We start from the raw sequence: 25448 nt of genomic DNA on the forward strand, positions 1-25448 counted from the left end.
CCGCGTAACGGAGTGACGTTGGCCACTTTGCGTCGAATCTGGGGGCCTTTTCCCAGGTATCGCCGCGTTCAGCGTGGCGTGCCACCTAACTTATCCGCGCCCTCGCAAGCGCCTCGTCCGCACCACAAAGCACCAGCCGCGTGATCCTACCAGTGTCTCCCGAGTCGCACGCCCGCGGCGCGCAACTTCCCCTCTCCTCTGCCGCCCTCCTAGCAACGCCCCATTTTAGGTACAAAAAACAGGGGGCGTAAGACCCTCGCAAAATAGTCACAGTCGTCAAAATCAGTGCAAATTACCTGGTCCCCAGGCTTCCGAAATGGCGGACATTGTTTGCGCCTAAGTAGTGATTGTATCAATGGTTACGGCGGAGACGCCCGACGGGGCCGCTGGCGGTGCTGCCAATGGACAGCGACGTCCAACGTCAGGCGAGCGCCACCGTCCGCTAGTACTGGTACGATGAAGCATGGCGACTGTTACACCGGACATCATCCCTTCCTTATAGTTTAGTCTCTGCGTGCCCCCTCACCCACTGCTGCCGACCACGCTTCGCCCCGATTCCAGCCGCCGGGTGTACTGTTTCCCGCATGCTGGGGGTGGGGCGGCCATGTTCTATCGGTGGGGGCGGCACCTACCCGATGACGTGGCGCTGGTACCCCTACGACTTCCTGGCCGCGACGATCGCTGGAGCGAACCGCCGTACACCGATCTTGCGACGCTCGCAGACGAAGCGGCGGCGGCGATTGCATCGCTTGAGCCCCAGCCATCGCTTTTCGTTGGTCACAGCCTCGGCGGGTACGTGGCACTGGAAGTCACCCGCCGGCTATTGGAGACGGCCCACGCCCCGCACAAACTGATCGTCGCGGCCTGCGGCGCGCCGCGCGAAGGAACCGCCAAGTCCTCGATTGGACATTTGCCCGATGCCGACTTCGTCGAGGAAGTCGCGCGGCGTTACGATGGCATCCCGGCAGCGGTGCGTGAGAACGTCGAACTGCTGAAGATGGTCCTCCCGCCACTGCGTGCAGACATCCAAATGATCGAGTCGTACGACTACCGCCCTGCCCTGCCTCTCGCCATCGACATTCTGGCGCTCGGGGGTACGGACGACGTGGGGGTTCCCGCGCATCGCCTCAACGAATGGCGCGGGCTAACCTCTGCGAAGTTTCAAATGCGACTCTTGCCTGGCGGTCACTTTTTCCTGCATCCCCCCGCACGGCGTGAAGCGACCGCACGCGAGCAGATTCCGGCGGCACTGGCTCTTATCATCGACTCGCTTCCCGGCGGGGGAGCGAGCGAAATATGAACGAGTACACCTTCGCCCAAGCCTGCGCGACTTCACTCACCCATAATCAATCGCCACCGATTGATGGCGAGTTGCATGTCTGGTTATGGACCGCGTCGTCGGTGGGTGACGATTCGACGACGATTTTGAATGCAGAAGAACGCGATCGATGTAGCCGGTTGGCAACACCCGAACTCCGGCGACGATTCATTGCTTCGCACGCAGGACTTCGCCAAGTGCTGGCCGGCTACTTGAACGGCGCAGCGAACGACTTGGCGTTTCACCAAACACCCGCAGGCAAACCCCACCTCGGCGACGGGACGCTTCGGTTCAACTTGTCGCACTCCGCCGATGTCAATTTGCTGGCTGTTGCCACGGCGGAAGTCGGTGCAGACATCGAGCGCGCTCGGCCTGTGACTAGTCTGGCATCGCTTGCAGCGAGGCACTTTGCCGGGCTCGAGCTCGAGGCAATGCGAAACTCCGACGATCCCCTGCACTCGTTTTTTCAAACGTGGACCCGCAAGGAGGCGGTCATTAAACTTGTCGGCCTCGGGCTGGCGACTAGCTTGCAGGATCTCGACACTTCACCCCAGGGCGACCCCATCAGCGTCCCCGCGGCGTGGAAATTTCAGAAAAATTGCTGCTGGCTGGCAGATTTAGCGACAGATTTGGACCACGTCGCTGCCGTGGCGAGCGGCGATAAGCCGCATACGGTTCGCCTGTTCCGGGGTGAGTAACCAGCCCGAGGATCGCTTCGGGAAATTTATGTTTGGTACGCCCCGCACCACTCCATTATACTCACGGCATCGCTCGCTCCTTTCCCTCCAGGTGGATCCATCATGCCTCAAAGCCGTCGCCAGTTTCTCGCCAACTCTGCTGCCGTCACCGCTGCAACGACGATTCCGTATTTCGCTTGGTCGCCCAAAGCGTTCGCGAACGACGAGAAGAACGACCGACCACAGATCGGTTGCATTGGCGTAGGCGACATGGGGACGGGCGACGCGCGAGGGCACGCTCACTTTGGTGATATCGTCGCGGTGTGCGATGTCGATATGCGACACGCCGAGCGAGCGAAGAACGACGAGGGGATCGGCAAGGGCAAAGCCGACGCTTTCGAAGACTATCGCCGAGTGCTCGATCGCGACGACATCGACGTAGTGAGCATCGTCACGCCCGACCATTGGCACGTGAAGATCGCCATCGAGGCCCTCGAGGCCGGCAAGCACGTCTTCTGCCAGAAGCCACTCACGCTGACGCTCGAAGAGAATCAACTGATTCGCAACGCCTGCAAGAAACACAAGGACCTCGTGTTCACCGTTGGTACGCAACAGCGAAGCGACCGCGGACTATTCCTTCGCGCTGTGAACATGGTGCAAAAGGGTCTATTGGGCGACGTCACCAAAGTAACTTGCGCCATCAATGGCAGCCCGACCGGTGGACCCTTCCAGCCCGAAGTCCCACCGGCCGAGCTCGACTGGTACATGTGGCTAGGCCCCGCGCCGCTCACCGACTACATGACGCGGCGTTGTCACTACGAGTTCCGCTGGTGGTACGAGTACTCCGGCGGCAAGTTCACCGACTGGGGTGCCCACCACGTCGACATTGCGACCTGGGCGATCGGGATGGACAAAGAGGGCAAAGGTCCCATCGAGATCGATGGCACCGATGTCCATCACCCCGTGCCGTACAAGGATGGCTACGCCACGGTCGACAATAGCTACAACACGTCGGACGATTTCGACGTGGTCTGCAAGTTTGAGAACGGCCTCGAGATGCATGTCACCAGCCGTGGCGAGAATGGCATCCTGTTCGAAGGAAGCAAGGGACGCCTGTTCGTCAATCGCGGCAAGATCACTGGCAAGCCGATCGAAGAGAAGTGGGACGAAGGGAAGTTCACCGACGAAGACCTCGCCGCGCTCTTCCACGGCAAGCCCCACGAAGATCACAAGCAGAACTTCTACCGCTGCATTCGCGAAGGTGGCCTGCCGGTGTCCGACGTCTTCACGCACGTGCAAGCGATGAACACGTGCCACTTGTCGGCAATTGCGGGGCGACTTGGTCGCAAGATCCAGTGGGATCCGGTGAAGGAGCAGATCGTGGGCGACGACCAAGCCGCCACGTTCTTCGCTCGCACCCCTCGCCCGGGATTCGAGATCCTTCGCGTCGGGCCTGAAGCCGAAACGCAAACGGCCCAGTCCAAGTAGCAGCTCACGACGAGTGAGGCGCGGAGTTCGAGCCAACGGGATGCGGCCGCATCTCGTTGTTGCGCATGGCTGCCTCGTCGCTCAATTGAGTGAGCCACGATGGCGACCATTCGCTCTGGCTTTCGTACCCTCGTGCGGCTCGACCGCCGATGCCTCCCATTTTGGGGAGCAGACGATCCATCACCGCGAGCGCCGACCGCGTCACGCCCGGCATCCACGATTGCGCGACAACACCGACGTTCGCCCAGCCGTGAAGGAGTATTTCGCCCGAGCCGTTTTGACACGCCGCGAGCAACTGGTCAGCCGCGGTCTCGGCCGACATGCTCGCGCCCGGTAGCGAATCGCCGATGCTGAACCACGCGTACTCCTCGCGATGCCGTCCCTTAAAGATGGCGTTCCGGGGACTGCCGGTCCGCATCAAGCTGGGGCACGCCGTGGTGACGAAGATACCGTCTTTCATGAGCTCGGCTCGCAGGCCATTCGAAAGGCCCACCACGGCGAACTTACTCACCGAGTAGGGCAGCATGTGAGGCACGGCTCGCTTACCGCCGAGCGAGGCCACGTTCACAATCCGCCCCCAGCCGCGCCGCCGCATTTCAGGGAGCACCGCGAGCACCGTGTGCAGCGTCCCCCAGCAATTGGTGCGCATGGCGTCTTCGAAGTCCGACTGCTTCATCGCATCGAGTGGGCCTACCTGAATAATTCCTGCAACGTTGAACAAAAGATGCACCGCGCCGAAATGCTCGCGGACTTTCTTGGCCATCGCGTCAACGGACTGCGGGTCGCGGACATCGCACGGCACGGCCAGCACATCGCCACCGCGTCCACGCAGCTCTTGCTCGGCCACCGCGAGGTCTTCCTCGGTTCGGGCAACAATCGCCACGCGAACGCCCTGGTCCACTAGCTTACGCGCGAGCACCAACCCCAAGCCGCGCGAACCACCCGTCACAATCGCCGTAAGTCCGCGCCACTCGAAACGACGCGAGGCGCGAACCGCACGGCGGACAAGCAGGCTGGTCGCTACGCCACCAATGGCAAGCGCGAGTAATTTGTTCGGGATCTTCATCGAACTACCTTATTTCGTAAGCGAGGACAGCAGGCCCCAAGTACGAGCCTGCCGAGCATGACTATGTCAAAGCAACTTCAGTGTTAAAGCAAGTTCAGTGCCACGAGAGACTCGGCGACAACCGGGCAAGCGGTCGGTACAATTTGTGCTCCAGGCGGAACAGTAAGGTGGTCATCTCCCTCTCAAAGCGAGTAATACAATGAAGATCAAACGACGCGGCTCCGTCGTGTGGACCGGTGGACTAAAAGACGGCAAAGGCGAACTGAAGACCGAGAGCGGTGCCCTTGATGGTTACCCCTACGGCTTCGCGGCACGGTTCGAGGGCCAACGCGGCATCAATCCCGAAGAGCTGATCGCCGCCGCCCACGCGGGCTGTTTCACCATGGCGCTCTCGAAGATTCTGGGCGAAGCGGGATTGACCGCCGACAAGATGGAGACGTCGGCCGAAGTGACGCTTGAGCAGGTGGACCAAGGATTCGCGATCACCGCGAGCCACCTGACGCTCACCGCTACCATCCCCGGAGCTGACCCCGCGGTGTTCGAAGAGCTCACCGCCATGGCCAAAGCCGGCTGCCCCGTGTCGAAGGTGCTGAACTGCAACATCTCGCTCGACGCGACGCTCGTCGATTAATCGCAACCGGAAGATCGGCTTTCAAACGCAGGCAACGCAAAAAGCACCCAGGCATTGCGATGCCTGGGTGCTTTGTACTTGATAGCCGCAATCGTTGACCTTTACCCGGCCTTACGCGCTCGGCGAATCACGCACAGCGACGCCCCAGCGAGCAGTGTCATCACTACGGTCGATGGTTCAGGCACCGTTCGGCCCCCACTGAGCCAGGCGAGATTAAAGCCGCCGAGCTCCGCGTCGACGAGCGCCTGGTGCATCAGATGCAAATCGCGAAGATACACCACGCCGTCGTGGTCCATGTCGCCCCAGGTCCAAGTTTCCCAGTCGCCCGCGGTGCTGCGACTGTGAGCACCTTGAAACTCTTTGCGGCTCAGCCAGCCGGCGATGAAGTCGTCGACGTCGTCCATATCCACGTCACCATCTCGATCGAGATCGCCATAGTCCAGCGTGCCGTTCAAGATCGGATCGTTGTCGATGGTATTGCGAATCCATTCGTTGTCTTCGAATAACTCGAACGAGCCCCAGTCCTGTCCACCGACGTTCGAGTTATTGCCATAGACGTACATCTCCAGGTCGTCGATCACGCCATTGAAGAAGTTGCCATAAAGCGTCGGCCCTGCGGTGTCGGCGTTGGCAAGTTCGGAGCCACCGACCACCAGACGATGGTCGTAGGTCGGCTGCGGATTGCTCGTGATCACCGGTGGGCTAACCCCCGTGTCGTACGCGCGGGTGAAATCCATCGAGTCGTTGTTCGCCGACACGGCCATGCCGTTGACGTAGAGCACGGCGTCGAAGGCATTCACGGCACCGCTACCTGCAATGACAGTGGGCGCGCCTGGCGTACCGTGGATGTAGATATGTTGCATCACGTGGTGCCAGGTGTTCCCTTGCACCGCCACGGTTGCCTCGGGACCAGTCGTAATGTTGGCGAAGTGCCGGCTGTTCATCTGAGTCCAACGACCCTCAGCATCGATCGCCGGTCCGCCGGCATGGATCGAGTCAGACACGATCGATTGAAAATTACCGGCATCGATGCCGGCCTGCTCGGGATAGACCCACATCTGCATGCCGCGACCACGAATCTCGTTGTAGTTCAGCGGATACTCCGTCGGACTGGGAGAGGTGGCGAGGATCAATGCCAGTTCGTCGGGGCGATTAAGCGGGATGCCATCGAGAAAGTCCGTCGTCCCGTTGAACCGCACGCCTTGCGTCCCGGGGGATGCGAGTGGGCGACCACCGCCGACCGTGCTCACGCCCACGTACTGAGGCGTGCCCGTGGCGACCAAGTCGAGGTAAGCCCCCGATGGCCCCGCCGAATCGGCCGAGTTGCCAGGGCTTAGAGCGCCCGAGTTCGCACTACCGACGGTCGCCCCGTTGGCGCCCCCTTCGAGTGAGTCGTCGCCCAACAGGTACTGTCGATCGAGCGTGTAGGCAGCCGAAGCGACCTGCGCCGTGCCCACCATTGCGACCATTAACACCACTAGCACGCTCGCCGCACGGAAAGTTGCCGAGAGCAATCGCTTGCCACCCAGCACCATCGCCGCGAGCAATACAACGCTCAAGGCGGCCGGCTCGGGGACCGTGGTGCTCGAGAGCGGACCTATCGACGTGGCACCCAGGTTATCTCGCCACACCGTGTAGTCGGCAAGGTTCACCGTGCCGTCGCCATTGCCATCGGCATCGAGATCAACCCCCGATTGGCCGAAGCTGCTCTTCCAAACGGTGTAGTCGCCAGCCTCGACGGTGCCACTGTTGTTGTAGTCGCCGGGCAACAAGATCTCATTGATGAACTCCACAATCCCGGTCAGCAAACCTTGCTGTCCTTGGAATTCAAACGTCACGCCGCTTGCGATTCCCGGAAGGAACGCATTGCCCAGGTTGAAGCTGGACGCATCGGCAAGAGCCGTTGTGCTCAGGAAGTTCACCTCCGACAGCAGGCTACTGCTGCTACCACCGGCGACGTCCCAGCCTTCGAGCAGCGCATCGCCAGCAGTGTCGCCGGGATCGGCCCCATCCACCGCTCCCACATTCTGCATATCGAGGGTGTTCCAACCTGCGGGGTTCAACTGGTTGGTCGCACTGGTGATCTTGTAGTAGCTCAGGTCTACCGCGCCACCCGATTCGTTCTTAATTCGGGCCGATCCATCGGCCGTATTTACGACCAGCGTGAGGTCGAGGACCTTCGAATAACCCACGCCGTCGTACCATGTACGGTTCGAGGCCGCGGACTGGTTCGCAAGGTCGTCGACGTAGAAGATAAGCTCGCCGCCCGGAGTGGGGGAGTGCATGCCCAGCTCCGCGGCGTAGAGCGCGGGGTTGGTGCCAACCACAACAGGCGCGGTGAAGGCCGATGCCGCGATTGTCGGCGCGTCGGTAGAAGTCGCTGATCCAGCAGCGCTGAACGAGATTCCAGGCGTGTCCGGCAAGAAGTCGTCGAGCTGATCCCCAGGCGTCCCGTTGTCATCGATATCTGCCGGATCGTGGGTAATCTTCAGTCGCCAGTTCTGCGATGGATTCGACCAGAAGAACCCGTAGGTGAAATAGCGTGCGCTCGGGTCCAGGCCGGTGACGGTCGTGCGGAGCATCGGCGCGTTCTCGGCACCGTTGGCATTGGTCTCGTAAATACCAGCGTTGCCCCACGCCGCGTTGGTGCGGAAGTTGTACTGGCCATCAGCGGTCGCCGAGGCCACTGCATTCCAAGGTGATCCGTCAATGAGCGTCGTGTTCGTTCCAACCAGCGGGGTTACACCGCCGTTGTTCGAGTTGGGCTTGGCATCCACGTACGTAATCTGTGCCACAGCCGAACCGCACAGCAGCACCATCGTGATTGCGGCGGCACCGAGTTTGCCCGCGGTGCGGGACATGGCTAGCGAACGTCCGCGACGACGAGCAACCACCAGTGCTCCACCAATCGCACTTATCAGCGTAAATACCGAAGATGGCTCCGGCACTGACGCGCCCGAAAGCATCAGTTGAAACGCCCCCGCGCCGTTCGCTGCATCGTAGACCGAGCGATAGGTCACCAAGTCCGTGTAGTCTACGTCAGCGTCCCCATCGAGATCGCCAAAGGCATAGGTCTCGACAGGCGAACCCGAGATCGGGGCGAATAGCGAATCGATGAAGATCGCGTAGTCTTCCGGTCCAACGCTGCCGTTAAAGTCGAAGTCGCCCTCAACGAACTGGCTGTTGCTGTTCCCCTCGAACACCACCCGCACGTTCTCGATCGTCCCCTCGGCATCGTTGAGCAGGATGTCCATCGTCACGTCTTCGGTGAAGTACTGAAGCCACGCGTTGCCGAAGCTGATCGGCGTGTTGGCGGGGAGCGTACCACCGTTTTGGGGGCCGAACAGATTCAACTCGGCCTCGCTCAAGTCCGTGAAGCTCCCAGCCTGCGACAGCTTCACCCATGGATCGTCGGCATCAATCAGGTCGGCACCAGGGCCCACGGCGTTCGAGTCGTAGTTGTCGGCGATGGAGGTCCAGCCATCTTGCGTCAAAGTGCCGGCTGCCGACTGAATCGAGTAGCCCACGATGTTGCGCGAAGTGGTCGAGGTATAAACCATCTCGCCGGTGTCGCGGTTGATGGTTAGCCGCGGCGAACCGGAAGGTTCAAAGCCAACGCCGTCGTACCAGGCGCGGAAATTTCCCGAATTCTCCCAGTCGTCGATAAACACCTGGATCTCACCACTACCATTGGCTACCGCCGATCCAAGCGTTGCTTCCCACATTCCACGATCGGCTTCAAGCACGAGAACCGTTGAGTCGAAGCGAGTTGCAACGGCCGGAAGCGCCTGCGCCTTATTCGCCACACCCGCCAGTCGCGTAAACGTCCAGTCCGAGCTCTGCGGCAGGAAGTCATCGAGTGGATCACCGGCCGTTCCGCCGTCGTTGATGTTGGCCGAATCGAGCGTCGCTTCGAGCTGCCAATCACCCGTCAGCGTGCTCCAAAAATACCCGTAGATGTCGTACGACTGACCCGGAGTCAAACCCGAGATGGTCGTCCGCACCATGTGGGCGTTCTCCGTGGGATTGCCCGCCGTGAACGGAGTGACAATGCTGGCCTCGAAGATCGTAGCTCCATTGGCGAACGCCCGCTTGCTCCACACGTTGTCGAGCGGCCCCGTTACGGTGAGAGTCGTCTCCCATGTACTGCCATCCAGAAGCGTGGTGTTCCCGCCGACCCCGTTCGTCGCGTCCACGTAGGTAATCACCGCCTGGCAGTCGCGCGGCATTGCCGCGGCGTACAGCCCCAGCAGCGTAGCCGTCAGAACAGAAAACTTCGACATCGTGCATTTCATAAGGAGCTAGCCTCAGCGAAGGAGGAAGGGGGCAGCAATGTTAGTAGTGTCTTTAATTTAAGCGAAGGTCGTCAGAATGAATCTTTCGACGAATAAGTCTCTTCGTAAGGACCGGTCTCGCGTCCTTCCCATTTCAGGTCGAACACGACGGTGTCGTCGGGACCATCGACCTTGTGAGTGAGTCCGGAGCTGACCATCGATGCGTAGCGCTTCGGCGCGTGCCACTTCACCTTCGTGGGGCCGAGCGTTTCATTCGCCGCGATCTCTACGCGGTGCTCGCCGAGCAGGGCGCCCTCTTGGGAGGCTGAGTAACGCAACTTGAACGTGCCATCGGAACGGACTTCACCATCCGAAGCGCGACCGCTGGTGGGAACAAATCGAACGTAGCCATAAGTGAGTGGCTGACCGTTGATCAGCACTTTGCCCGACACCGGCACAACGGTCGGCCCGCTAGGTGCGCATCCGCTCGTGGTGATCAGCGAGAGCACCAGGGCACTGAGTGCTGCGACGCGAACAAAAATAATCTGAGAGGCAAGTGACATTGGCAATGCGCGCACGACGGCTTAACTGAAGGGAATAGCAAGAACAAGAGCTGTGGCTAGGTCCGCGTGATCTATCGCACGGGCCCACCCGTGCCGCCACCGCCAGAGCAAGCCCCCGAATTCACGGGAAGCGACCCAGGCAGGTCGTTGTAGGCAATCGTCGATTGGACCCAGTAGGCGGCGGAGTCGATGTCGTCAGTAAGGAACTCGACGCGACCATCGCCGTACACGAAGCTTGCACCACCAGGATGCTCGCTGCCGAACGCACCATTATTTCCCCCGCCGGGTAAAGTCGCCGCAAGGATCACTCCCTGACCCTGCAAGGTGTTGAGCGGATTGTAGGTGGTCCGCAGGCTGTCGCAGTGGCGAAGAGCAAACGACCACGCATTGGCCGACAGCATCTGAAGTGTGCGATCGGCAACGCCCTGCAGCGAAGCACGAGCAGTTCCGCGATCAACAGGTCGGGTGTCCACTTCTCCGACGAACATGGTGTTGCTCATCCCATCGCTAATCTGGCGAATTTTGCGGGATTTTAGGTAAACAAACGGTCCTGTATTGTGGTGTTTCACATCAACGTGAATCGCATTCCCGGGGCCGGCGCCGGAGAAATCACACCCCGTGGTTCCCATCGCGCCATGCACCGCAGCGTAGTTACCCTGCGCAGCCTGAACGTAGTTGCTCCCCCGCCTAATGAAACTGTGCTCCATCACGGCTTGGCCGGTCGTGCTGGGACAACGATAGCCTTCCACCACCGTTGCCACACCTTGTACCTTGTTGGGGTAGGTCAGCCACGGGGTGTCCCAACTTCCACTTGGTGTCGTCGTCCAGACATTCCCCGTCTCGATATTGAACGAATCGTATAATGGCTGCATTTCCATGTAAGGTAGAATGGCCAAGAACATGCTGGCCGACGTCCGCTCGACCTGTCCGCACTCCGCAGTACCCGTACCGTCGCAACCCATCGAACCGGGCGGCAATTTCTTTTGGCTCGATTCGTAGTTCATAATCGCTAGGCCAATTTGCTTGAGATTGTTGACGCACTGCGACCGCCGAGCCGCTTCCCGCGCCGCTTGCACGGCCGGCAACAATAGCGCCACCAAAATTCCGATGATGGCAATCACCACCAGCAGCTCGACCAGCGTAAAACCTCGGTATCCGCGACGTGCCGCACGCAGTTGGAACTCTGCCATGAAAAGGTCTCTCCGATACGAAATTTTAATGGATCGCGCCTGATCGCTGTTCAACAGTGCCACACTCAATTCCTCCCTGTGCAGCCTGTTTAGCTACTGGGAAGACCAGGTACCTTGGCGTGGTTGGCTTCGTAATGCTCCTTAATCTCTTCCGGCGACAGCGCCCGGCCATAAACGGCCATCTCGTCGACGCAGCCGTTGAACGGACGGAACAATTGATTGGTGTAAAGCTGCCCCACCACCAGTTGCAGGCCGGGCGGCGTGTCTGGCTTCCCAGGCGCCTCTTTCACCAGCTCGCCATCCAAGTAGATTTGGAGTATGCCATTCACTCGTTGCGCCACGACGTACTGCCAGTGGCGTGGTTGATAGTGGCAATCGGAGTAGATCGAGCTGTTGATGATGTAACCCGCCGGAGAACGAACGAGCATTCGCACTCGGTTGGTGATAGCGCTATCGCCCCAGCCGCCGATCGTCTCGACACAGATACCTAGTGGGTTCTTTCGCAACTCCTCATCAAACGGCCCCGCAAAACTAAGCACCGTGCCGTGGTGGAAATGACTCGGACGAATCCACAGTTCGCACGAGAAGTCGGACAACAAGATTTCGTCGAAATCTTCCATCACCCGCATAATGCCGGGCCGAGGAAACACTCCAAACTCGATTGACTGCGAATGAGGCGGGCCAATCCACCGGTAGTCGCCTACCAGCGTTCCCTTGAACGACTCCCCCATCTCGTTGCGAACCATGCCATCGGTTTCCCCTTCAAACCTCCAGTACGCCGCGGGCTTAGCGGCCATCACCGCTTCGACGTACGTCGGGCTTACCTCTAGATAGCTCGCTTGCAGCGATCGATACGGCGTGAAGTGGGCGCGATCCGCCGACATGTGCGTGAACTCGATGGCGCTACCCGACTCCTGCGATAGTCGAACGGCACGCTGTGGCTCGATCCACATCGACGTCAGCTCGCCTGCATCGGAGACCAGCCAGGGCGATTCGAGCGACGCTTTGCCCCGGAACGCGTGAACTTCAATCTGATTTGCAAATGCCGAGACCCCGATCTGGCTTCCTGGCTGGGCGACGACTCGCCCGAACGCGGTTTCGACTCCGAAGCTACTCGCGTAGGGATCGCTGTTGTCGATCGCGATTTTTCCGTAGCTAAGATTCGTGATCCCCTCATGCCCCAACACAAAGGCCACCGGACCCTCGATCTGAAGCTTTACGCTTCCGACCTTCAGAGCGATGTGCAGATCGGCAACCCCCTCGAGCAGCTTGATGGCATCGCCTTCGAGAAACTGCCGCGGTTGCGAAGTACTCTGCTGATTCGAATCGCTCCATAGGCAGGGCGTGGCGGTGGTGACCAAGGCCTCGACAGGATTGTCCGTGGGGGCAACAGCCACCCGAGGGTCGACTCCCTTCCCCGTTTTCATCCAGCCCGGAAGGCTTGCCAAAACAAACACCGCCAATGCAATCGCCGCCATCTGCCATGAGACGAGCGGTACGTTCAGCTTGCGAAGCGATGAGAATTGCAAGGCGTTCGAATCCCACCCCGGAGATCCACCACTGCCACGAGCATACGCCACATCGCGGCCGCCCGCTTGAACCTCGGCGGGAGGCAACATCGCCTCGTCGATGGCCGAAAGCGCCAGCCCGGGGGACGACATGCCGTGCCAGGCAAACCAGCCCTGCTGCTGCGTCAACTCGACAATGGCCCGTCGAGCTCCCGGATCTGTCTCCAGGATGTCGTTGAGCTGCCGCAGTTCTTGCTCCGTGGCTCGCCCTTCTTTGGCTTCCAGCCAGATGCGAATGCACTCGAATCGTCGTTGGGCATCGTTCATCGTGCCCCTCCTTCCGACGTACGCAGGTTTCGCTTGACGCAATTGAGAAGATTGTTGTGCACGCGAGTCAACGCTCGGTAGATGGAATAAGTCGACTTGCTCGAACGGGTGGCGATTTCTTCGGTGCTCAAGCGGACGAAGTACTTCTGTTCGATGAGTTGCCGATCCTGCGAAGCCAGCTTGCCCAGACAGTCGGCAAGGCTATCCTTGCGTTCGTCTTCTTGTTGCATGAGGGTCAAAGCGTCCTGTGCCAGGAGCGTCAGCGTGCTGTTCGACAGGTACTTCATCAAGTTGTTCTTGCGCCGCAGTTCCAGCACTTCGTAGTAAGCAATCTTGCACGCCCACGCACGGAAGCTCGTCCCCGGCTCGTACGAGTCGAACTTCTCCCACAACACGACACTTGTGTCTTGAAACACGTCGTCAGCGTCCGAGTGCGTTACCGACAGCATCAAAATGAAGCCGTATATATGGCTCGAATGTCGGCTGAGTAGCCGCACGAATTCGGGTTGTCTGTCCATGCGATCGGAGGTCTTGTTTGTACGATCTGGAACCGCCGCTTCGCAGGATGCTGCCCTTTGACCCTGCGAAGCGGTTGCCCCGGAGAACGATGTGAACCAACGAAATGAGAAACGAAAGTTCGCCTGCAACCTCTTCTTGCAACCCTTTACCTAACGGACGGGACAGGTTTGGCGCGAAAAAACTCCAAAACTCTTCGTTAGGTAGTTTTGCGAACGCCCCGTGCGCAGATTCAGAGTTCCCCGTCCCTTTTTCAGGTTCTACCGCCCCCCCAACCAAGCGCGCATACGCTTTAGCGCAAACAGGCGCAACACCGCACAAGATTCAACGTGCGAACTTGCCGGAGGTAACCCACGAGAGGGGGAGCGAGAAGGTCGCCTGCGCGAAAAGAGTAGTTGAGCCCTCGGAGCTCGCGGTCCCAAGCCCCGCGCCATGGCATTCTGAGGGAGCCTCAGCGACCGAAGAATCTCGCCCCTGAGCGCACTGCAAAAATGGCAAAGGAGATCCTTCAGTCGCCTAGGCTCCCTCAGGATGACACAGGGTACGAAAATCTCGACCTTCTTCCCGGATTTCTGCACCCTTTTAGAAATTTCGAGAAAATGTACAGATGTTCCAAAAAGGGACTAGAAAGTACTCGCGCCCATGTTCTAATTCTGAAGTAGGCCGGATCAAGCGGAGCGCCGACCCGGCAATGGACGCGTAAAACTAAGGAGAAACAAAGCCACCAAAGACCAAGCAGCACGTGTCATTCTGAGGGAGCCTAAGCGACCGAAGAATCTCGCCCCTGAGTACCCCCCCGTAGCATGGCCGCCCCGGCCGTGTCCTACTTCGCACTCGCTCCCCTTACACGGCCGAGGCGGCCATGCTACGCGCTTCGCGTGCGCGACCACAAATCCAACACGCCAAGCGCCGGATCGGCGCTCCGCTTGATCCGGCCTACGCGACTTGGGGGAGGGAGCAAGAATCGAGTAAAGTCGCACCTGCGGTGAACCCCTGCGACATTACTCTTTTCGCCCGATCTCACGAACCATGATTTCACTCGAAAAAACACGACACTTTTTCCCGCCCGCCCGATTGACCCAAAAGAATAAAGTCGCACCCAATGAAAAAGTCGCAGAGTCGGGACATTATTCGTGGGAGGCGGGGAGCCGGATGAGCTACTCGAAACACCACGGCCCTGACGCTCACCCTCTCGCCTAGTAACCCCTTATGAATTCAGCACTTAGAGCCCCCTACGCTTGAGGTATTGCTGCCACCTGCTCGCTTCTCGCCATCCAATCCTCCGCTTGCGGTCGGGAATAGTTTGGCAGTCGACCCGCGAGCGATTATGCTGAAAGGGATGCCGCGCCCCCTGCCAACTGAGCAGGGCTGCGGGGCGTTTTCTACGGAACTTATAGCTTCAGACCACGAGACTCCCGCCGGAGCGGAATCCATGCCAGCCACGCTCGCCCGTTTTGCCACTTTGCTCGCCCTCCTGTTGTTCGCAGCGCCCGGTGCGTTTGCGGACGATGCTGCCGAGACTCCGAGTAAGGAATCGACCGAGGTGATGGACCTGTTCGCCGCTGAAGAAGCGGGGCAGATCGAAGTGAAGTTCATCGCCAAGAACTCCCATAAGGGTCGAATCCTAATCACCAACAAACTGCCAAACGGCGTGAAAGTCCGCCTGCCCGAAGCCTTCATCGGCGACCCCATTGTTGCTCAGTTCGGCGGCGGTGGTGGCGGTGGCGGTAACTTCGGCGGCGGTGGCGGTGGCGGCTTCGGTGGTGGCGGTGGCGGACAGCAATCGATGGGCGGCGGCGGCGGAATGGGTGGTGGCGGTATGATGGGCGGTGGCGGCGGTATGTTTAGCATTCCGCCCGATCGCGTCACCAAGATCGACGTTCCTCTGCTGTGCCTCGACCACGGCAAGGCCGATCCCACCAGCAGCAATCCCTACAAGCTTCGTCCCGTGGATCCCTCGACCGATCGTCCCGAAGTGATCGAACTGCTCAAAGCTTTCGGCAACGGCGATCTCCAGCACAACGCTGCTCAAGCTGCCGTGTGGCACCTCAACAGCGACGTAAGCTGGGAAGAACTCGCCACGAAGCTCACCGGTACCGCGCGCAATCTCAACCGCTCGCCTTACTTCAATCGGTTCGAGCTCCAGTCCGCCCTCGCCTACGCTTCGGAAGCTTCGCGCCGCGGTGCCGAACTCGCAGCTCAGAAGCCGGAAGTGAGCAAAGCCAGTGAGAGCGAAACTGATTCGCTGGAAGCCAGCGAAGAAGCGAAGGCCACCGAAGAGTCCGAAGTCAACGAAAAGGCCGACGACACCGCTGAGGTGGAAGTTAGCGAAGAGAAAGAGTAACCGAAGACCAGGGGAGCGTCTTCGCTCCTCGCGTATTCGCGGACCTCGTGGAGGTCCGGCTACTGAGTTGAATTGTGTTGCTGGACGCTGTTCCAACAACCTCTACAGTAATGAACGGTGCTCACGCGAGCGTGAGTAACAGTTCATGCATCTTTACGCCGCATCGAGGATGCCCTTACGCAGTTGCGTGAGCAATTGGCGGATTTCGGCGCGATAGTCGTCGCGCTCCAGCCGCCACTTCGACTCTAGCGCTTCGTAATGCATCTGCTGGCGGTCGAGCTCTTGCTCGCGGGCGATCAGTCGCCCGGCTTGCTGCTCGACTTCCTGCTCGCGCCGCCGTTGCCATTCCTGGAACTGCGTGCGACGAGTTTCGAGACCCGTGTGCTCACCGGCAAGAGCCGTGCGCAATTGCTCGAGTTCGTCGCGACGCTGTGCGAGTTCCGTGATCTGGTGCTCGTAGTGATCGGCGAGTCGACCTCGCATCTGGGCAATCGAACGCGTGAGGCTCGCGGGAGCTAAAACGCCTGTGAGCTGCGCCCAGGTCTCCTCGGTTGCGAGGCGCATTTCGAGCACCTCGCGCTGCGAGCTTTCGAGCTCCAGACGTAAGTTGCCGAGCGACTCCTCGCGCTGGTCGAGCTCGCCCTCGCGCTGATCGAGTTCCTTGGTTCGACGAGCCACCAACTGACGAAACGTTTCCTGTTCTCCAATAAACTTTTGCCGTTCCGCACGCAGATGTTCTGTACCACTTCGAAATTCGTCGTCAAGTTCTTGCCGCCGCTTCGCAAGCCGCGCGGTGTCCTCCTTGAGCAGTTCCTCGGCTTTGTCGAGGTAACGCGACCGCGTCTCGAACTCGGCCGACCTTGCGTCGAGTTCTTCCATTCGCTGATGCGTGACGCCAAGCTTCTCGAACCGGGCGATTGCCGTCTCGATCTCGTGCCGGCGAAACGCCATCTGCGATTCGCGGCTTCGAAGCTCGGCGTCGCGAGTCTCGAGCTCTTCGTTGCGACGAATCAGTTTGCCACGCCGCTCGTCGAGTTCCCGCGATTGCAGGGCAAGGTCTTCCCGCTCGTCGACAATCGACATGTGGCGTCGATCGATCGACTGCTCAAGGTCTTTGAGTTGCGCTTCGCGATTCGCCAAGCGTTCAGTTTTCTCGTGAACGTCCGCGCTCTGCTGCGTGAGCTCTTCAATCTGCCGGTAGATGTCCGCCTGGCGAGCGTCGAGCTCTCGCTGGCGAGCTTCCAGGGCTTTCGCCTCGGCAGTGAGATCGGGGGCGGTCATGGTGACTGCGGGGCGATCGGCCGACATCGCTTCTTCGCGGGCATCGAGCTCGCGTTGGCGCTCTTCGATCCACAATCGTGCGTGACGGATCTTGTTCTCGATTTCCGCTTCCTGTGCCCCGAGCATCGCGGCACGGCGGTCGAGATCGCTCTGGCGACGCTGCAACTGCTCGGCGAGTTCCGCGGCGTGGCGGTCAATGGGTGGCGGGTTCAGCGGCTTGGGCTCGCGAGTCTCCGCAGGCTCGACAGTTCCAAAAAGCGAGGCTCCCGCAGCGACGGCGACAGGTCGACTAGCGGCCTCAGCCAGTGCAGGGCGCACGGAGTGAGGCGCGTCGATACGCGCGGTGATTTCGTTGGCCGAGTTGTGAGGGGCTTCGCTCATGCGCGAGTCCTTTCGCCGCAAAGTTTCGCTGATCGCGATAATCCATACATTCCCCCCAGGGTGCGCATCGACCAAAACACGGGGCGGACTTTAACTTTGCCTCCACAAATCTACGGCGACCCAGCAAACAAGGCCGCTCCTTGTGGGAGCGGCCTTGAAATGAATGCGTTGCTATCACGGCTTCCAGATTACGCCTGGGCGGCGTCGATCGCACGCTGCAGCTTGGCCTTAGGCTGCGGACCAACGAAGGTCTCGACTGGTTGGCCATCCTTGAACACCATCAAGGTGGGGATGCTGCTGACGCGGTACTGCTCGGCCAAGTTTTGCGAGTCGTCAATGTTCAGCTTGGCGACCTTTGCCTTGCCAACGTTGTCGCCGGCGAGTTCTTCGACCAGCGGAGCGATCATGCGGCAAGGACCGCACCAAGGAGCCCAGAAGTCCACCAGCACTGGCTCGCTGGATTTGAGCACTTCGGCTTCGAAGTTCGTGTTATCAAGTTCAAGAAGTGCCATGTGTTTCGCTCCTAGCCACGCGGTGGAAAATGTCGTATCAGCATTACGCTGACAGGCCTCGAACGGTTCGCTTCCCAGGGGCCCGCAGCTTCGCCATTTGTTGCAAAGTCTTACGCCGCCAGATTATAGGGCGTTGGGGGTGAGTGTCAACGCACGGCCAGCCGCGCGGTTGCCCGCCCCCGCACGTTCCGCAATACTGCCAGCAGAACGATCACATAGACACTCCCCGTTTCGCGAGGTTCTCGAAAATGGCACGCACCCCCAGCACCATGCTCCCCTTGGGCACCCCGGCACTCGACTTTTCGCTGGTGAACGTCGACGGCCAGGTGGTCTCGCTCGGCGACTTCGATGGTGCCCCGGCGCTGGTCGTAGCGTTCATCTGCAATCATTGCCCCTTCGTGAAACACCTGGGGGACGAGTTTGCGGCCTTTGGCAACGAGTACACGCAGCGGGGTGCAGCGGTGGTGGCGATCAGCTCGAACGACGTGGCCAACTACCCGGCCGACTCGCCCGAGCAAATGGTCGCCGAGGCCGAGGCTCGTGGCTACCAGTTCCCGTACCTTTACGACGAGACTCAGGAGGTCGCCAAGGCGTACGCCGCGGCCTGCACGCCCGACTTCTACGTGTTCGACAAGAATCGGAAGCTCGTCTACCGCGGCCAGTTCGATGCCAGCCGGCCCGAGAGTGGAATCCCCGTGACGGGCGAGGACCTTCGCGCGGCGGTGGATGCAGTGCTAGCAGGCAAAGAGCCCTCAACGGAGCAACGCGCAAGTCTCGGCTGCAATATCAAGTGGAAAGAGGGGAATGCCCCGAGCTACTTCGGGTAAGAACTCTTTCTGTAGCTGGACTCGCAAGAGTGCGGACCGCGATGGACATCACCCGAACTCTTGCGAGTCCGGCTACGGTTGTTCGCTGTTTACACGAAGTCCCAAAGCTCCTACGCTTCGCGCGGAACCTACCCAACCGCTCGATCGAACGGAGTCTTGCCATGTATCGTCGCCTCGCCGCCTTCGCCCTCGCCGCCGCCATCACTCCTTTGGCCGCTGCGGTCGACTTTCGGATCGAGACCAGGGTCTACACCGGCAAGGAAGAAACTCCGATCACGCAGAACACCACGCTCGTGGCGAATGGCGTGATTTACGACTTCGCCGAGAACACGGGCCGCGTGGCGATCTTCCGTGAAGGTCAAGGAGACAAAGACGGACGGTTCGTGCTGATCGATCCTTCGCGAAGTGTGAAGACCGAGATTAGCATCGAACGATTGGACGCCGCGATCAAGAACCTGTGCACCTGGGCCAAAACGAGCACCGATCCGTTGGTGAAATTCTCGGCCGAGCCCGAGTTCGACCCGCTGTACATCAAAGACACCGGCGTCCTGACGATGGAAGCCACTTCGATGACCTATCGCATGGCAACGATTTCGGTGCCGCACCGCGAAACGTGGCGGGACCTACGGAATTACTTCAACGGTTACGCGAAGCTCAACTGCATCCTGGCGTCGAGCTTGCCGCCGATGCCCCGTCTGCAGGTGAACGAGACGCTCGAACTGCACAACGTCGTGCCAGTGGAAGTGAACCTGACGATGATCGGATCGCCAAACCTTCGCGCCGAGCACCTGTTTACCTGGATGCTCTCGAAAGACGACCGCGCCCGCATCACACTGGTCCAGGAGCAATTGGTGAGCTTCAAGGACATCTCGAACAAAGAGTTCCAGGCTCAACGCGTGGCGGCGAAGTAGCGGTTGGAGTTCTGGAAGAATTCGTCGCGGATGGGCGCGGATTGAGGCGGATGCTCGCGGATTGATCAATCTGAGTTGGGAACTAGATCAGTTCCATTGACGCGTGATACGCGGAAGGGCGACCAGCCTTCTGGCGGATCCCAGCAATACATGCCTGAAATCTCTTCATTCTGGACCGATTTCACTTCCAGATCGATTCCGTCGATAGCAAGTAGCCTTCGCCATACAACCTGACCAGACTGGCCGATCATTAGCAGATGGTCGTACGTTGAGATGACAGCGTCGCCTTGATTTGGGGTAAGAATGCAGTCAATTCCCAGTGCATGGTAGCATTGCCATGGCTTCGAGTGATCGAGGGAGACAAAGTACACGGCACCACTTGCGACTACTATGACCGCATTGGCTGCGGGCCATTCGATGAGTTTCGTTGCGTAACCATGGCCCTGCTGAAAATTGCCAACCCATGTATTGCCCTGGGAAGCCGTGAAGGATACCACCAGTCCTTCAGCCCATGGTGAAGGCTGCTCAAAGCAGAAGTGGTGCGAAGGATCACCACTCGCAGGCAATCCCGGCAAGATGGTGCACTTCATCTGGGCTTCAAGCCTCGCTTGCAAGGTCGGCGGGAATTCTTCTTGGAACACCAGTCCCGTGGCGAACGAGATCCTTCAGTCGCTTAGGCTCCATCAGGATGACACAGCTCCCAGCTGATCCGCGACTGGATTCTAACTCCGCACCATTTCGTGGAACGCGCTGGTGAGGCGTTTGGTGATGGGGCCGGGTTTGCCGTCGCCTAGTACGCGGCTGTCGAGTTTCACGACGGGGATTACTTCCGCGGCGCTACCGGTGAGGAAGCATTCGTCGCAGATGTAGACGTCGTGCTTGGTCATCACTTGCTCGACGCACGGGATCGCGAGTTCCTGAGCCAAGTCCATCACGGCCTCGCGTGTGACGCCCGCGAGGATGCCGGCGTCGAGGGGCGGGGTGATCAGCTTGCCATCTTTGACGACGAAGATGTTGTCGCCCGTGCATTCGGCGACTTCGCCCTTGTGATTGAGCATTAGGGCTTCGATGCAGCCGGCCTGAATGCCTTCGATCTTGGCGAGGATGTTGTTCAGATAATTGAGCGACTTAACACGAGGACTCAGCGCGGCGGGATGGTTGCGAATGACACTGACCGTCACGATCTCCAGTCCGTTCGTGTAGTACTCCTGCGGATACAGCGTGATGGTGTCGGCGATGATGATGACTTGAGGATTGCTACACCTACGAGGATCGAGGCCCAACGAACCGGCACCGCGAGTGACAATGGCACGGACGTAACCATCGGACAAGCCGTTCTTGGCGACCGTTGTGTTGATGGCCTCGGCCATCTCGTCGTGGGTCATGCCGATTTCGAGCCAGATGGCCTTCGCCGACTCGAACAGACGCTGGACGTGCTCGCCAAGGCGGAACACTTTGCCCGAGTAGATGCGCAGGCCCTCGAACACGCCGTCGCCGTAGAGCAGCCCGTGATCGAAGACGCTGATCTTCGCGTCGGCCTCGGGATAGAACGTACCGCCAATGTAAATCTGTTTTGCCATCGAGCTAGCGCTCGCGCGCCAAGGTGTGTGTAGGGAATGCATCGAATGCGTTTCGGCCGGCGAAAGGGTCGCTGGCCCACAAGCTGTAGACCCCAGTCTAGTGTCCAAAGTGGTTTTTCGGAAGTTCACGGATGACTCGGTGGAATGCGGGGGAAAGTGGGTGGCCCTGGCCGAGAGAACCTAGCGAGCAGGTAACGACGTTTCGAAAAGGATTCGTGAACCGGGCCGTCCTCGGCCCCGGACAATCGGGTTGCGAGCAGCGAGCGTTTTGCAAGTTGAAGCGGTCCGGGGTCGGGGACGACCCGGCTCACTTGGCTACGAGCATAGCGCTAGCGTCGGCCCGAACTCTTGCGAGTCCGGCTACGAATAGTCGACAAGTTTGCCACCAGAGACCGTTTACGCCGCGGCTTGGTTCGCGGTGTGGACGCGGCCGCCCACCAGATTGACCGTACGATCGGCACCAGCCGCAATGGCGGGGTCGTGCGTGACCATGATGATGGAGAGGCCTCGCTCGGTGTTGAGCCGGCGGAGGACTTCGAGAATGCCCTCGCCGGTCTCGCGGTCGAGGTTGCCGGTCGGTTCGTCGGCCAGCAGAAGTTTAGGGTCGGCGATCAGTGCGCGGGCAATGGCTGTTCGCTGCATTTCACCGCCGGAGAGCTCGCGGGGCTTGTGGTTCAGGCGATGGCCCAAGCCAACGGTGTCGAGCAGTTCCTTAGCACGTTCACGATACTCGCGACGCTTGGCCCAGTAGCCGAGCACTGAGTGGCGGATCATCACGGGGGCGAGCACGTTCTCGATGGCCGTGAGTTCGGGGAGCAGGTGGTAGAACTGAAAGATCAGTCCGATGTAACGATTGCGAAGCACATCGCGACCCGCAGCGGCCAGGTTGTCGATGCGGTTGCCTTCGAAGTGAATCTCGCCTGCATCGGGTCGATCAAGTGTTCCCAGTAGATGCAACAGTGTGCTCTTTCCACTTCCACTCTGCCCGATGATGGAGACGAGCTCGCCCTTGGCGACCGACATATCGACCCCCTTGAGAACCGGCACGGCAACCGGGCCTTTGCGATAGGTCTTCTCGATGTTGGTCGCCACTACGAGTGGCTGAAAGGGCTTGGTCGACATGATACGTGCGGGGTAGGTGAAGAGCTTATTCGAATCGTAGGGCTTCGACGGGGTGCATCCTGGCTGCTCGCAGCGCGGGTAGCACGCTGGCCAGCACGGCGATAAGCATCGCGCCGATTGCAATCCAAGTGACCGTAAAGGCTTCGACGATCGTCGGAATCTTGTACAAGTAGTAGACGGCTGGATCGAACACGGGTGTGCCGGTGAGTCGCCCTAAGAAGTCGGCTATCTCGTTGATGTACTCGACGAATAGCAGGCCCCCAACGATGCCGAGTCCGGCACCAACGATGCCAAGGCTGAAGCCGTAGGTGAGGAAGATGCCCATCACTCCATTGCTCGACGCCCCGAGGCTCTTGAGAATGCCAATGTCGCGGGTTTTCTCGACGACGATCATGAAGAAGATCGCGAGGATACCGAAGCCGGCGACGGCGATGATCAGGAACAAGAGCACGTTCAGCACCAGCGTTTCGGTCTGCACCGCTGCCAAAAGCGGGCCTTCCATGTCACGCCAGGTGCTGACATCGTACAGGTGCAACTGGAAGTGCGCCCGCAGTTTGTCGCGGACGACGTTGGCGTCGGCACCTTCCTTCAAGCGAATCTGAATCGCGTTGACGAATCGCACGCCGCTTTGGGGGTCGATCATGCCTCGCATCTCTTGGAACTTGTCGAGCGGCACGAACATGTACTGCATGTCGTACTGCGCCATCTTGCTCTCGTAGACATCGGTGATGGTGAGCTTCGAGCTACGAAACTCGGGAGGACGTCCGCACGAAGGGAAGTGGATCTCTACGTCATCGCCCGGCAGGACCTGGAACACGTCGGTCCCGTCGGGAATGCGATGACTGCAGAGACCAATGCCGAGCACGGTGCCGGTGTGCTGTTCGGTGGCCGGATCGAAAGTCTCTTGAACGGGCGGAGCCGTGCCACCAAAGACACTATCGGAGTCGTCCTCGAGCGGCGGTGCGGATTCGATGGGGGGCTGTACCGCGATGCGTTTCTCGAACGCCGCATTCGCTCGGCGATAGACCCAGCCCGCTCGCTCCATGTCGCTACGTGGCATTGCCTTGGCCGGATTCTCCGCTTGGTGGTCGATGACGTCGTAGCCGTTTTCTTTGAGCTTGAAGTCAAGGTGCTCGCGGTTTTCAGGGTGCTGCAAGTAGTAGCCAAACTTGCTGACGCTGGCGTAGGTCTTCGGATCGATGCCAATGACGGTAACTTGCCGGGTGAAGTACTGACCGCGGAAGTAGTAGGCGAGCGCCGCTGGAACTTGGGACGTAGGAGTCATGCCAACGACATCGTCTCCTGCGACACGGCGGATCTCGTCCATGTGCCACTCGGGATTCGGCATGCCTTCGAGGCTGCGGCTCGTGACAATGACGTCGGACAGAACGTCGTTCATGCGGCTTTGCATTTCATTGGCAAAGCCGTCCATGACGCTGTTGACCACAATCATGGTGGCCACGCCAAGCGTCACGCTGACAATCGAAGCCAGCGCGATGTACCGCGTCCGCAGATACCGCCAGCAAAGCAGAAGTTTATACATCGCCGATCCATGGCTAGTAGTCGAAGGCTATCCGTAAGCCCATGCAAGCGCGTCATCCCGTGCAAGCAAGAGCGGCCACGCAGCATACCGGCCCCCGCCGCGATGCGCCCATAGCGGTTTGGGGAGTGCTAGCAACAAGAGTCCCGTGATCCGAACGAATTCGCGCGCGGAGTTTGCTCGCTCCCTTTGTGATCAATGGAGCAGCGAGCCGGGTCGTCCCCGACCCCGGAAACCTTTGCAGTGGAGCGCCGCTTAGCCTTCGGCATTTCCGGGGTCGGGGACGACCCGGCTCACACGGCTTGAGACGTGGAGAGCTTGCTAGCAAACTCGTCCCCCTCACCCTAACCCTCTCCCCCACGACCTCGCGAAGATGGGGCTCAGGGTTCCTAGGTTCAACAAGCGAGGTCGACGGGGAGAGGGGACGTTAGAGCTCAGTCCCACTTGCTCGTGCCGCCGCTGATGGAGTATTTGCCGGCACCCAGGAACGCTATGGCGATCGCGCCGAACAGGTAGAGGTACTGGAGTTCGAGGGCGAGGCCACCTTTGTCGCTGAGCTGTACGAGCTGCGAGGCGTGTGCCAGGTAAATGGCCACCACCATGTTGAACGCAAACACAGCAGCGGCGGGGCGCGTGAGGAACCCGATAATAATCAGGATCGGTGCTAGCACTTCGCCCACGTAGACGCCGTAGGCAACGAAGCCCGGGATTCCCTGGCTGGCTAGCATCGATTGAAGGCCGCCGAGTGCCGCGGCACTCATCTTCGCCATGCCGTGGGGCAGCATCAGCCCGCCGACGGTAATACGCAGAATAAGTTTACCGATATCGTCCATGAAAGTGCGTCTCTGTGTAGGTTCGTAGCCGATGTCGACAGACGTCGGGCTCTAGATGTTCGGACGAAGTCTACCTGAACGCTGCCAAGTCGAGCTATGGAGGTTTGCCGAACGGCGCGAGCCGGGTCGTCCTCTACCCCGGACCGTTTGAAGTAGAACGCGACTTGGCCTTCGACATTTCCGGGGTCGGGGACGACCCGGCTCACTCGGACGCACTCGTCTTTACGGGGCAGGCCGCCAGCTGAGTTCCAGCAACCGCGACGACTCCACACGATGGCAACGATGGCCCTCGAATTCGAAAATCACGGCTCCTTCGACAAAGTGAAGTTGCACCATCGGGACACTGCTCTGGAACGAAGTCGTCGAGGGGTCAATCTGCTCGCGGTAACTTACCACCAACGGACCCGCGATAGTCTGCGTCGGGGCACCGCCGACGAACGTGCCGGGCACGTTCGCCTGCGGGACTTTCCGCATTGTGATCCACAGTGCAAGCGCGAGCGCAACGATGGTGGTCAGCAAGATGATCTCTCGCAGGCTGAATCGCGGCAGCGTGGCCATT

The 25448-nt window shown here is 59.8% G+C and carries 21 protein-coding genes; 7 read left to right on the top strand and 14 right to left on the bottom strand.

Annotated elements, in window-relative coordinates:
- Positions 1–514 precede the first annotated feature (514 nt).
- The 3 genes from SH292x_RS17155 (at position 515) to SH292x_RS17165 (ending at position 3483) form a co-directional block, all read left to right on the top strand.
- Positions 515–1300 carry a thioesterase II family protein gene (locus SH292x_RS17155; RefSeq protein ID WP_442482238.1) on the top strand — a complete coding sequence of 262 codons (786 nt, stop codon included), beginning with the start codon at positions 515–517 and terminating at the stop codon, positions 1298–1300.
- Positions 1297–2016, top strand: a complete 720-nt coding sequence (locus SH292x_RS17160) for a 4'-phosphopantetheinyl transferase family protein (RefSeq protein ID WP_442482239.1) — start codon at positions 1297–1299, stop codon at positions 2014–2016. Before SH292x_RS17155 ends, SH292x_RS17160 begins: the two co-directional genes overlap by 4 nt.
- A 102-nt stretch (positions 2017–2118) precedes the next feature.
- Positions 2119–3483 (top strand): Gfo/Idh/MocA family protein, encoded by a 1365-nt coding sequence (locus SH292x_RS17165; protein ID WP_442482240.1) that lies wholly within the window; start codon positions 2119–2121, stop codon positions 3481–3483.
- A gap of 4 nt (positions 3484–3487) precedes the next feature.
- Here SH292x_RS17165 and SH292x_RS17170 read toward each other — a convergent pair whose 3' ends face one another.
- The gene (locus tag SH292x_RS17170) at positions 3488–4549 is read right to left on the bottom strand and encodes an SDR family NAD(P)-dependent oxidoreductase (protein WP_442482241.1); all 1062 of its coding nucleotides are present in this window, start codon (positions 4547–4549) and stop codon (positions 3488–3490) included.
- Positions 4550–4748: 199 nt separating this feature from the next.
- On the opposite strand from SH292x_RS17170, the gene SH292x_RS17175 reads away from it, so the two are divergent.
- Positions 4749–5180 carry an OsmC family protein gene (locus tag SH292x_RS17175; RefSeq protein WP_442482242.1) on the top strand — a complete coding sequence of 144 codons (432 nt, stop codon included), beginning with the start codon at positions 4749–4751 and terminating at the stop codon, positions 5178–5180.
- A 101-nt stretch (positions 5181–5281) separates the two neighbouring features.
- Here the strand turns inward: SH292x_RS17175 and SH292x_RS17180 are convergent, their stop codons facing one another.
- The 5 genes from SH292x_RS17180 to SH292x_RS17200 form a co-directional block, all read right to left on the bottom strand.
- Positions 5282–9463, bottom strand: a complete 4182-nt coding sequence (locus SH292x_RS17180; protein ID WP_442482243.1) for a PEP-CTERM sorting domain-containing protein — start codon at positions 9461–9463, stop codon at positions 5282–5284.
- 83 nt (positions 9464–9546) lie between these two features.
- Complete coding sequence (locus tag SH292x_RS17185; RefSeq protein WP_442482244.1) at positions 9547–10017, bottom strand: hypothetical protein; 471 nt, start codon at positions 10015–10017, stop codon at positions 9547–9549.
- Between the two features lie 71 nt (positions 10018–10088).
- Positions 10089–11207, bottom strand: coding sequence for a DUF1559 family PulG-like putative transporter (locus SH292x_RS17190; protein WP_442482245.1), 1119 nt, complete (start codon positions 11205–11207; stop codon positions 10089–10091).
- A gap of 89 nt (positions 11208–11296) precedes the next feature.
- A complete protein-coding gene (locus tag SH292x_RS17195) occupies positions 11297–13042 on the bottom strand; it encodes a LamG domain-containing protein (protein WP_442482246.1) in 1746 nt (581 codons plus the stop codon).
- On the bottom strand, positions 13039–13560 hold the full coding sequence (locus tag SH292x_RS17200) for a sigma-70 family RNA polymerase sigma factor (RefSeq protein WP_442482247.1): 522 nt from the start codon (positions 13558–13560) through the stop codon (positions 13039–13041). The genes SH292x_RS17195 and SH292x_RS17200 overlap by 4 nt, the downstream gene beginning before the upstream one ends.
- A gap of 1430 nt (positions 13561–14990) precedes the next feature.
- Between SH292x_RS17200 and SH292x_RS17205 the strand changes: the two genes are divergently transcribed.
- Positions 14991–15902 carry a hypothetical protein gene (locus SH292x_RS17205; RefSeq protein WP_442482248.1) on the top strand — a complete coding sequence of 304 codons (912 nt, stop codon included), beginning with the start codon at positions 14991–14993 and terminating at the stop codon, positions 15900–15902.
- Positions 15903–16055: 153 nt separating this feature from the next.
- On the opposite strand, the gene SH292x_RS17210 is transcribed toward SH292x_RS17205, so the two are convergent.
- Both SH292x_RS17210 and trxA read right to left on the bottom strand, forming a co-directional pair.
- Entirely contained in the window at positions 16056–17564 is a 1509-nt protein-coding gene (locus SH292x_RS17210; RefSeq protein WP_442482249.1) for a hypothetical protein, read from the bottom strand.
- A gap of 188 nt (positions 17565–17752) precedes the next feature.
- The gene (gene trxA / locus SH292x_RS17215) at positions 17753–18076 is read right to left on the bottom strand and encodes a thioredoxin (RefSeq protein WP_442482250.1); all 324 of its coding nucleotides are present in this window, start codon (positions 18074–18076) and stop codon (positions 17753–17755) included.
- A gap of 248 nt (positions 18077–18324) precedes the next feature.
- Between trxA and SH292x_RS17220 the strand changes: the two genes are divergently transcribed.
- Together SH292x_RS17220 and SH292x_RS17225 are read left to right on the top strand one after the other, a co-directional pair.
- Positions 18325–18903 (top strand): thioredoxin family protein, encoded by a 579-nt coding sequence (locus tag SH292x_RS17220; protein ID WP_442482251.1) that lies wholly within the window; start codon positions 18325–18327, stop codon positions 18901–18903.
- Between the two features lie 161 nt (positions 18904–19064).
- Positions 19065–19814, top strand: a complete 750-nt coding sequence (locus SH292x_RS17225) for a hypothetical protein (protein WP_442482252.1) — start codon at positions 19065–19067, stop codon at positions 19812–19814.
- Between the two features lie 65 nt (positions 19815–19879).
- Here the strand turns inward: SH292x_RS17225 and SH292x_RS17230 are convergent, their stop codons facing one another.
- The 6 genes from SH292x_RS17230 to SH292x_RS17255 form a co-directional block, all read right to left on the bottom strand.
- Positions 19880–20404 carry a hypothetical protein gene (locus tag SH292x_RS17230; RefSeq protein ID WP_442482253.1) on the bottom strand — a complete coding sequence of 175 codons (525 nt, stop codon included), beginning with the start codon at positions 20402–20404 and terminating at the stop codon, positions 19880–19882.
- Positions 20405–20536: 132 nt separating this feature from the next.
- Entirely contained in the window at positions 20537–21394 is an 858-nt protein-coding gene (gene ilvE, locus SH292x_RS17235) for a branched-chain-amino-acid transaminase (protein WP_442482254.1), read from the bottom strand.
- Between the two features lie 396 nt (positions 21395–21790).
- On the bottom strand, positions 21791–22516 hold the full coding sequence (locus tag SH292x_RS17240) for an ABC transporter ATP-binding protein (protein WP_442482255.1): 726 nt from the start codon (positions 22514–22516) through the stop codon (positions 21791–21793).
- Between the two features lie 25 nt (positions 22517–22541).
- Positions 22542–24059, bottom strand: coding sequence for an ABC transporter permease (locus SH292x_RS17245; protein ID WP_442482256.1), 1518 nt, complete (start codon positions 24057–24059; stop codon positions 22542–22544).
- Between the two features lie 431 nt (positions 24060–24490).
- A complete protein-coding gene (locus SH292x_RS17250) occupies positions 24491–24889 on the bottom strand; it encodes a DoxX family protein (RefSeq protein WP_442482257.1) in 399 nt (132 codons plus the stop codon).
- Between the two features lie 222 nt (positions 24890–25111).
- The gene (locus tag SH292x_RS17255) at positions 25112–25447 is read right to left on the bottom strand and encodes a hypothetical protein (RefSeq protein ID WP_442482258.1); all 336 of its coding nucleotides are present in this window, start codon (positions 25445–25447) and stop codon (positions 25112–25114) included.
- Position 25448: the final 1 nt, after the last annotated feature.

Origin of the sequence: Aeoliella fuhlenseeensis, from assembly GCF_052161615.1 — a bacterium.
GTDB lineage: Bacteria > Planctomycetota > Planctomycetia > Pirellulales > Lacipirellulaceae > Aeoliella.

What these genes read in the sequence shown, in the direction of transcription:
- SH292x_RS17165 (WP_442482240.1), top strand. Translation starts at nt 2,119, where the DNA reads ATGCCTCAAAGCCGTCGCCAGTTTCTCGCCAACTCTGCTGCCGTCACC.
- SH292x_RS17185 (WP_442482244.1), bottom strand. Translation starts at nt 10,017, where the DNA reads ATGTCACTTGCCTCTCAGATTATTTTTGTTCGCGTCGCAGCACTCAGT.
- SH292x_RS17170 (WP_442482241.1), bottom strand. Translation starts at nt 4,549, where the DNA reads ATGAAGATCCCGAACAAATTACTCGCGCTTGCCATTGGTGGCGTAGCG.
- SH292x_RS17160 (WP_442482239.1), top strand. Translation starts at nt 1,297, where the DNA reads ATGAACGAGTACACCTTCGCCCAAGCCTGCGCGACTTCACTCACCCAT.
- SH292x_RS17245 (WP_442482256.1), bottom strand. Translation starts at nt 24,059, where the DNA reads ATGTATAAACTTCTGCTTTGCTGGCGGTATCTGCGGACGCGGTACATC.
- SH292x_RS17195 (WP_442482246.1), bottom strand. Translation starts at nt 13,042, where the DNA reads ATGAACGATGCCCAACGACGATTCGAGTGCATTCGCATCTGGCTGGAA.
- trxA (WP_442482250.1), bottom strand. Translation starts at nt 18,076, where the DNA reads ATGGCACTTCTTGAACTTGATAACACGAACTTCGAAGCCGAAGTGCTC.
- SH292x_RS17175 (WP_442482242.1), top strand. Translation starts at nt 4,749, where the DNA reads ATGAAGATCAAACGACGCGGCTCCGTCGTGTGGACCGGTGGACTAAAA.
- SH292x_RS17210 (WP_442482249.1), bottom strand. Translation starts at nt 17,564, where the DNA reads ATGAGCGAAGCCCCTCACAACTCGGCCAACGAAATCACCGCGCGTATC.
- SH292x_RS17250 (WP_442482257.1), bottom strand. Translation starts at nt 24,889, where the DNA reads ATGGACGATATCGGTAAACTTATTCTGCGTATTACCGTCGGCGGGCTG.
- SH292x_RS17230 (WP_442482253.1), bottom strand. Translation starts at nt 20,404, where the DNA reads ATGAAGTGCACCATCTTGCCGGGATTGCCTGCGAGTGGTGATCCTTCG.
- SH292x_RS17220 (WP_442482251.1), top strand. Translation starts at nt 18,325, where the DNA reads ATGGCACGCACCCCCAGCACCATGCTCCCCTTGGGCACCCCGGCACTC.
- SH292x_RS17255 (WP_442482258.1), bottom strand. Translation starts at nt 25,447, where the DNA reads ATGGCCACGCTGCCGCGATTCAGCCTGCGAGAGATCATCTTGCTGACC.
- SH292x_RS17205 (WP_442482248.1), top strand. Translation starts at nt 14,991, where the DNA reads ATGCCAGCCACGCTCGCCCGTTTTGCCACTTTGCTCGCCCTCCTGTTG.
- SH292x_RS17200 (WP_442482247.1), bottom strand. Translation starts at nt 13,560, where the DNA reads ATGGACAGACAACCCGAATTCGTGCGGCTACTCAGCCGACATTCGAGC.
- ilvE (WP_442482254.1), bottom strand. Translation starts at nt 21,394, where the DNA reads ATGGCAAAACAGATTTACATTGGCGGTACGTTCTATCCCGAGGCCGAC.
- SH292x_RS17240 (WP_442482255.1), bottom strand. Translation starts at nt 22,516, where the DNA reads ATGTCGACCAAGCCCTTTCAGCCACTCGTAGTGGCGACCAACATCGAG.
- SH292x_RS17190 (WP_442482245.1), bottom strand. Translation starts at nt 11,207, where the DNA reads ATGGCAGAGTTCCAACTGCGTGCGGCACGTCGCGGATACCGAGGTTTT.
- SH292x_RS17225 (WP_442482252.1), top strand. Translation starts at nt 19,065, where the DNA reads ATGTATCGTCGCCTCGCCGCCTTCGCCCTCGCCGCCGCCATCACTCCT.
- SH292x_RS17180 (WP_442482243.1), bottom strand. Translation starts at nt 9,463, where the DNA reads ATGTCGAAGTTTTCTGTTCTGACGGCTACGCTGCTGGGGCTGTACGCC.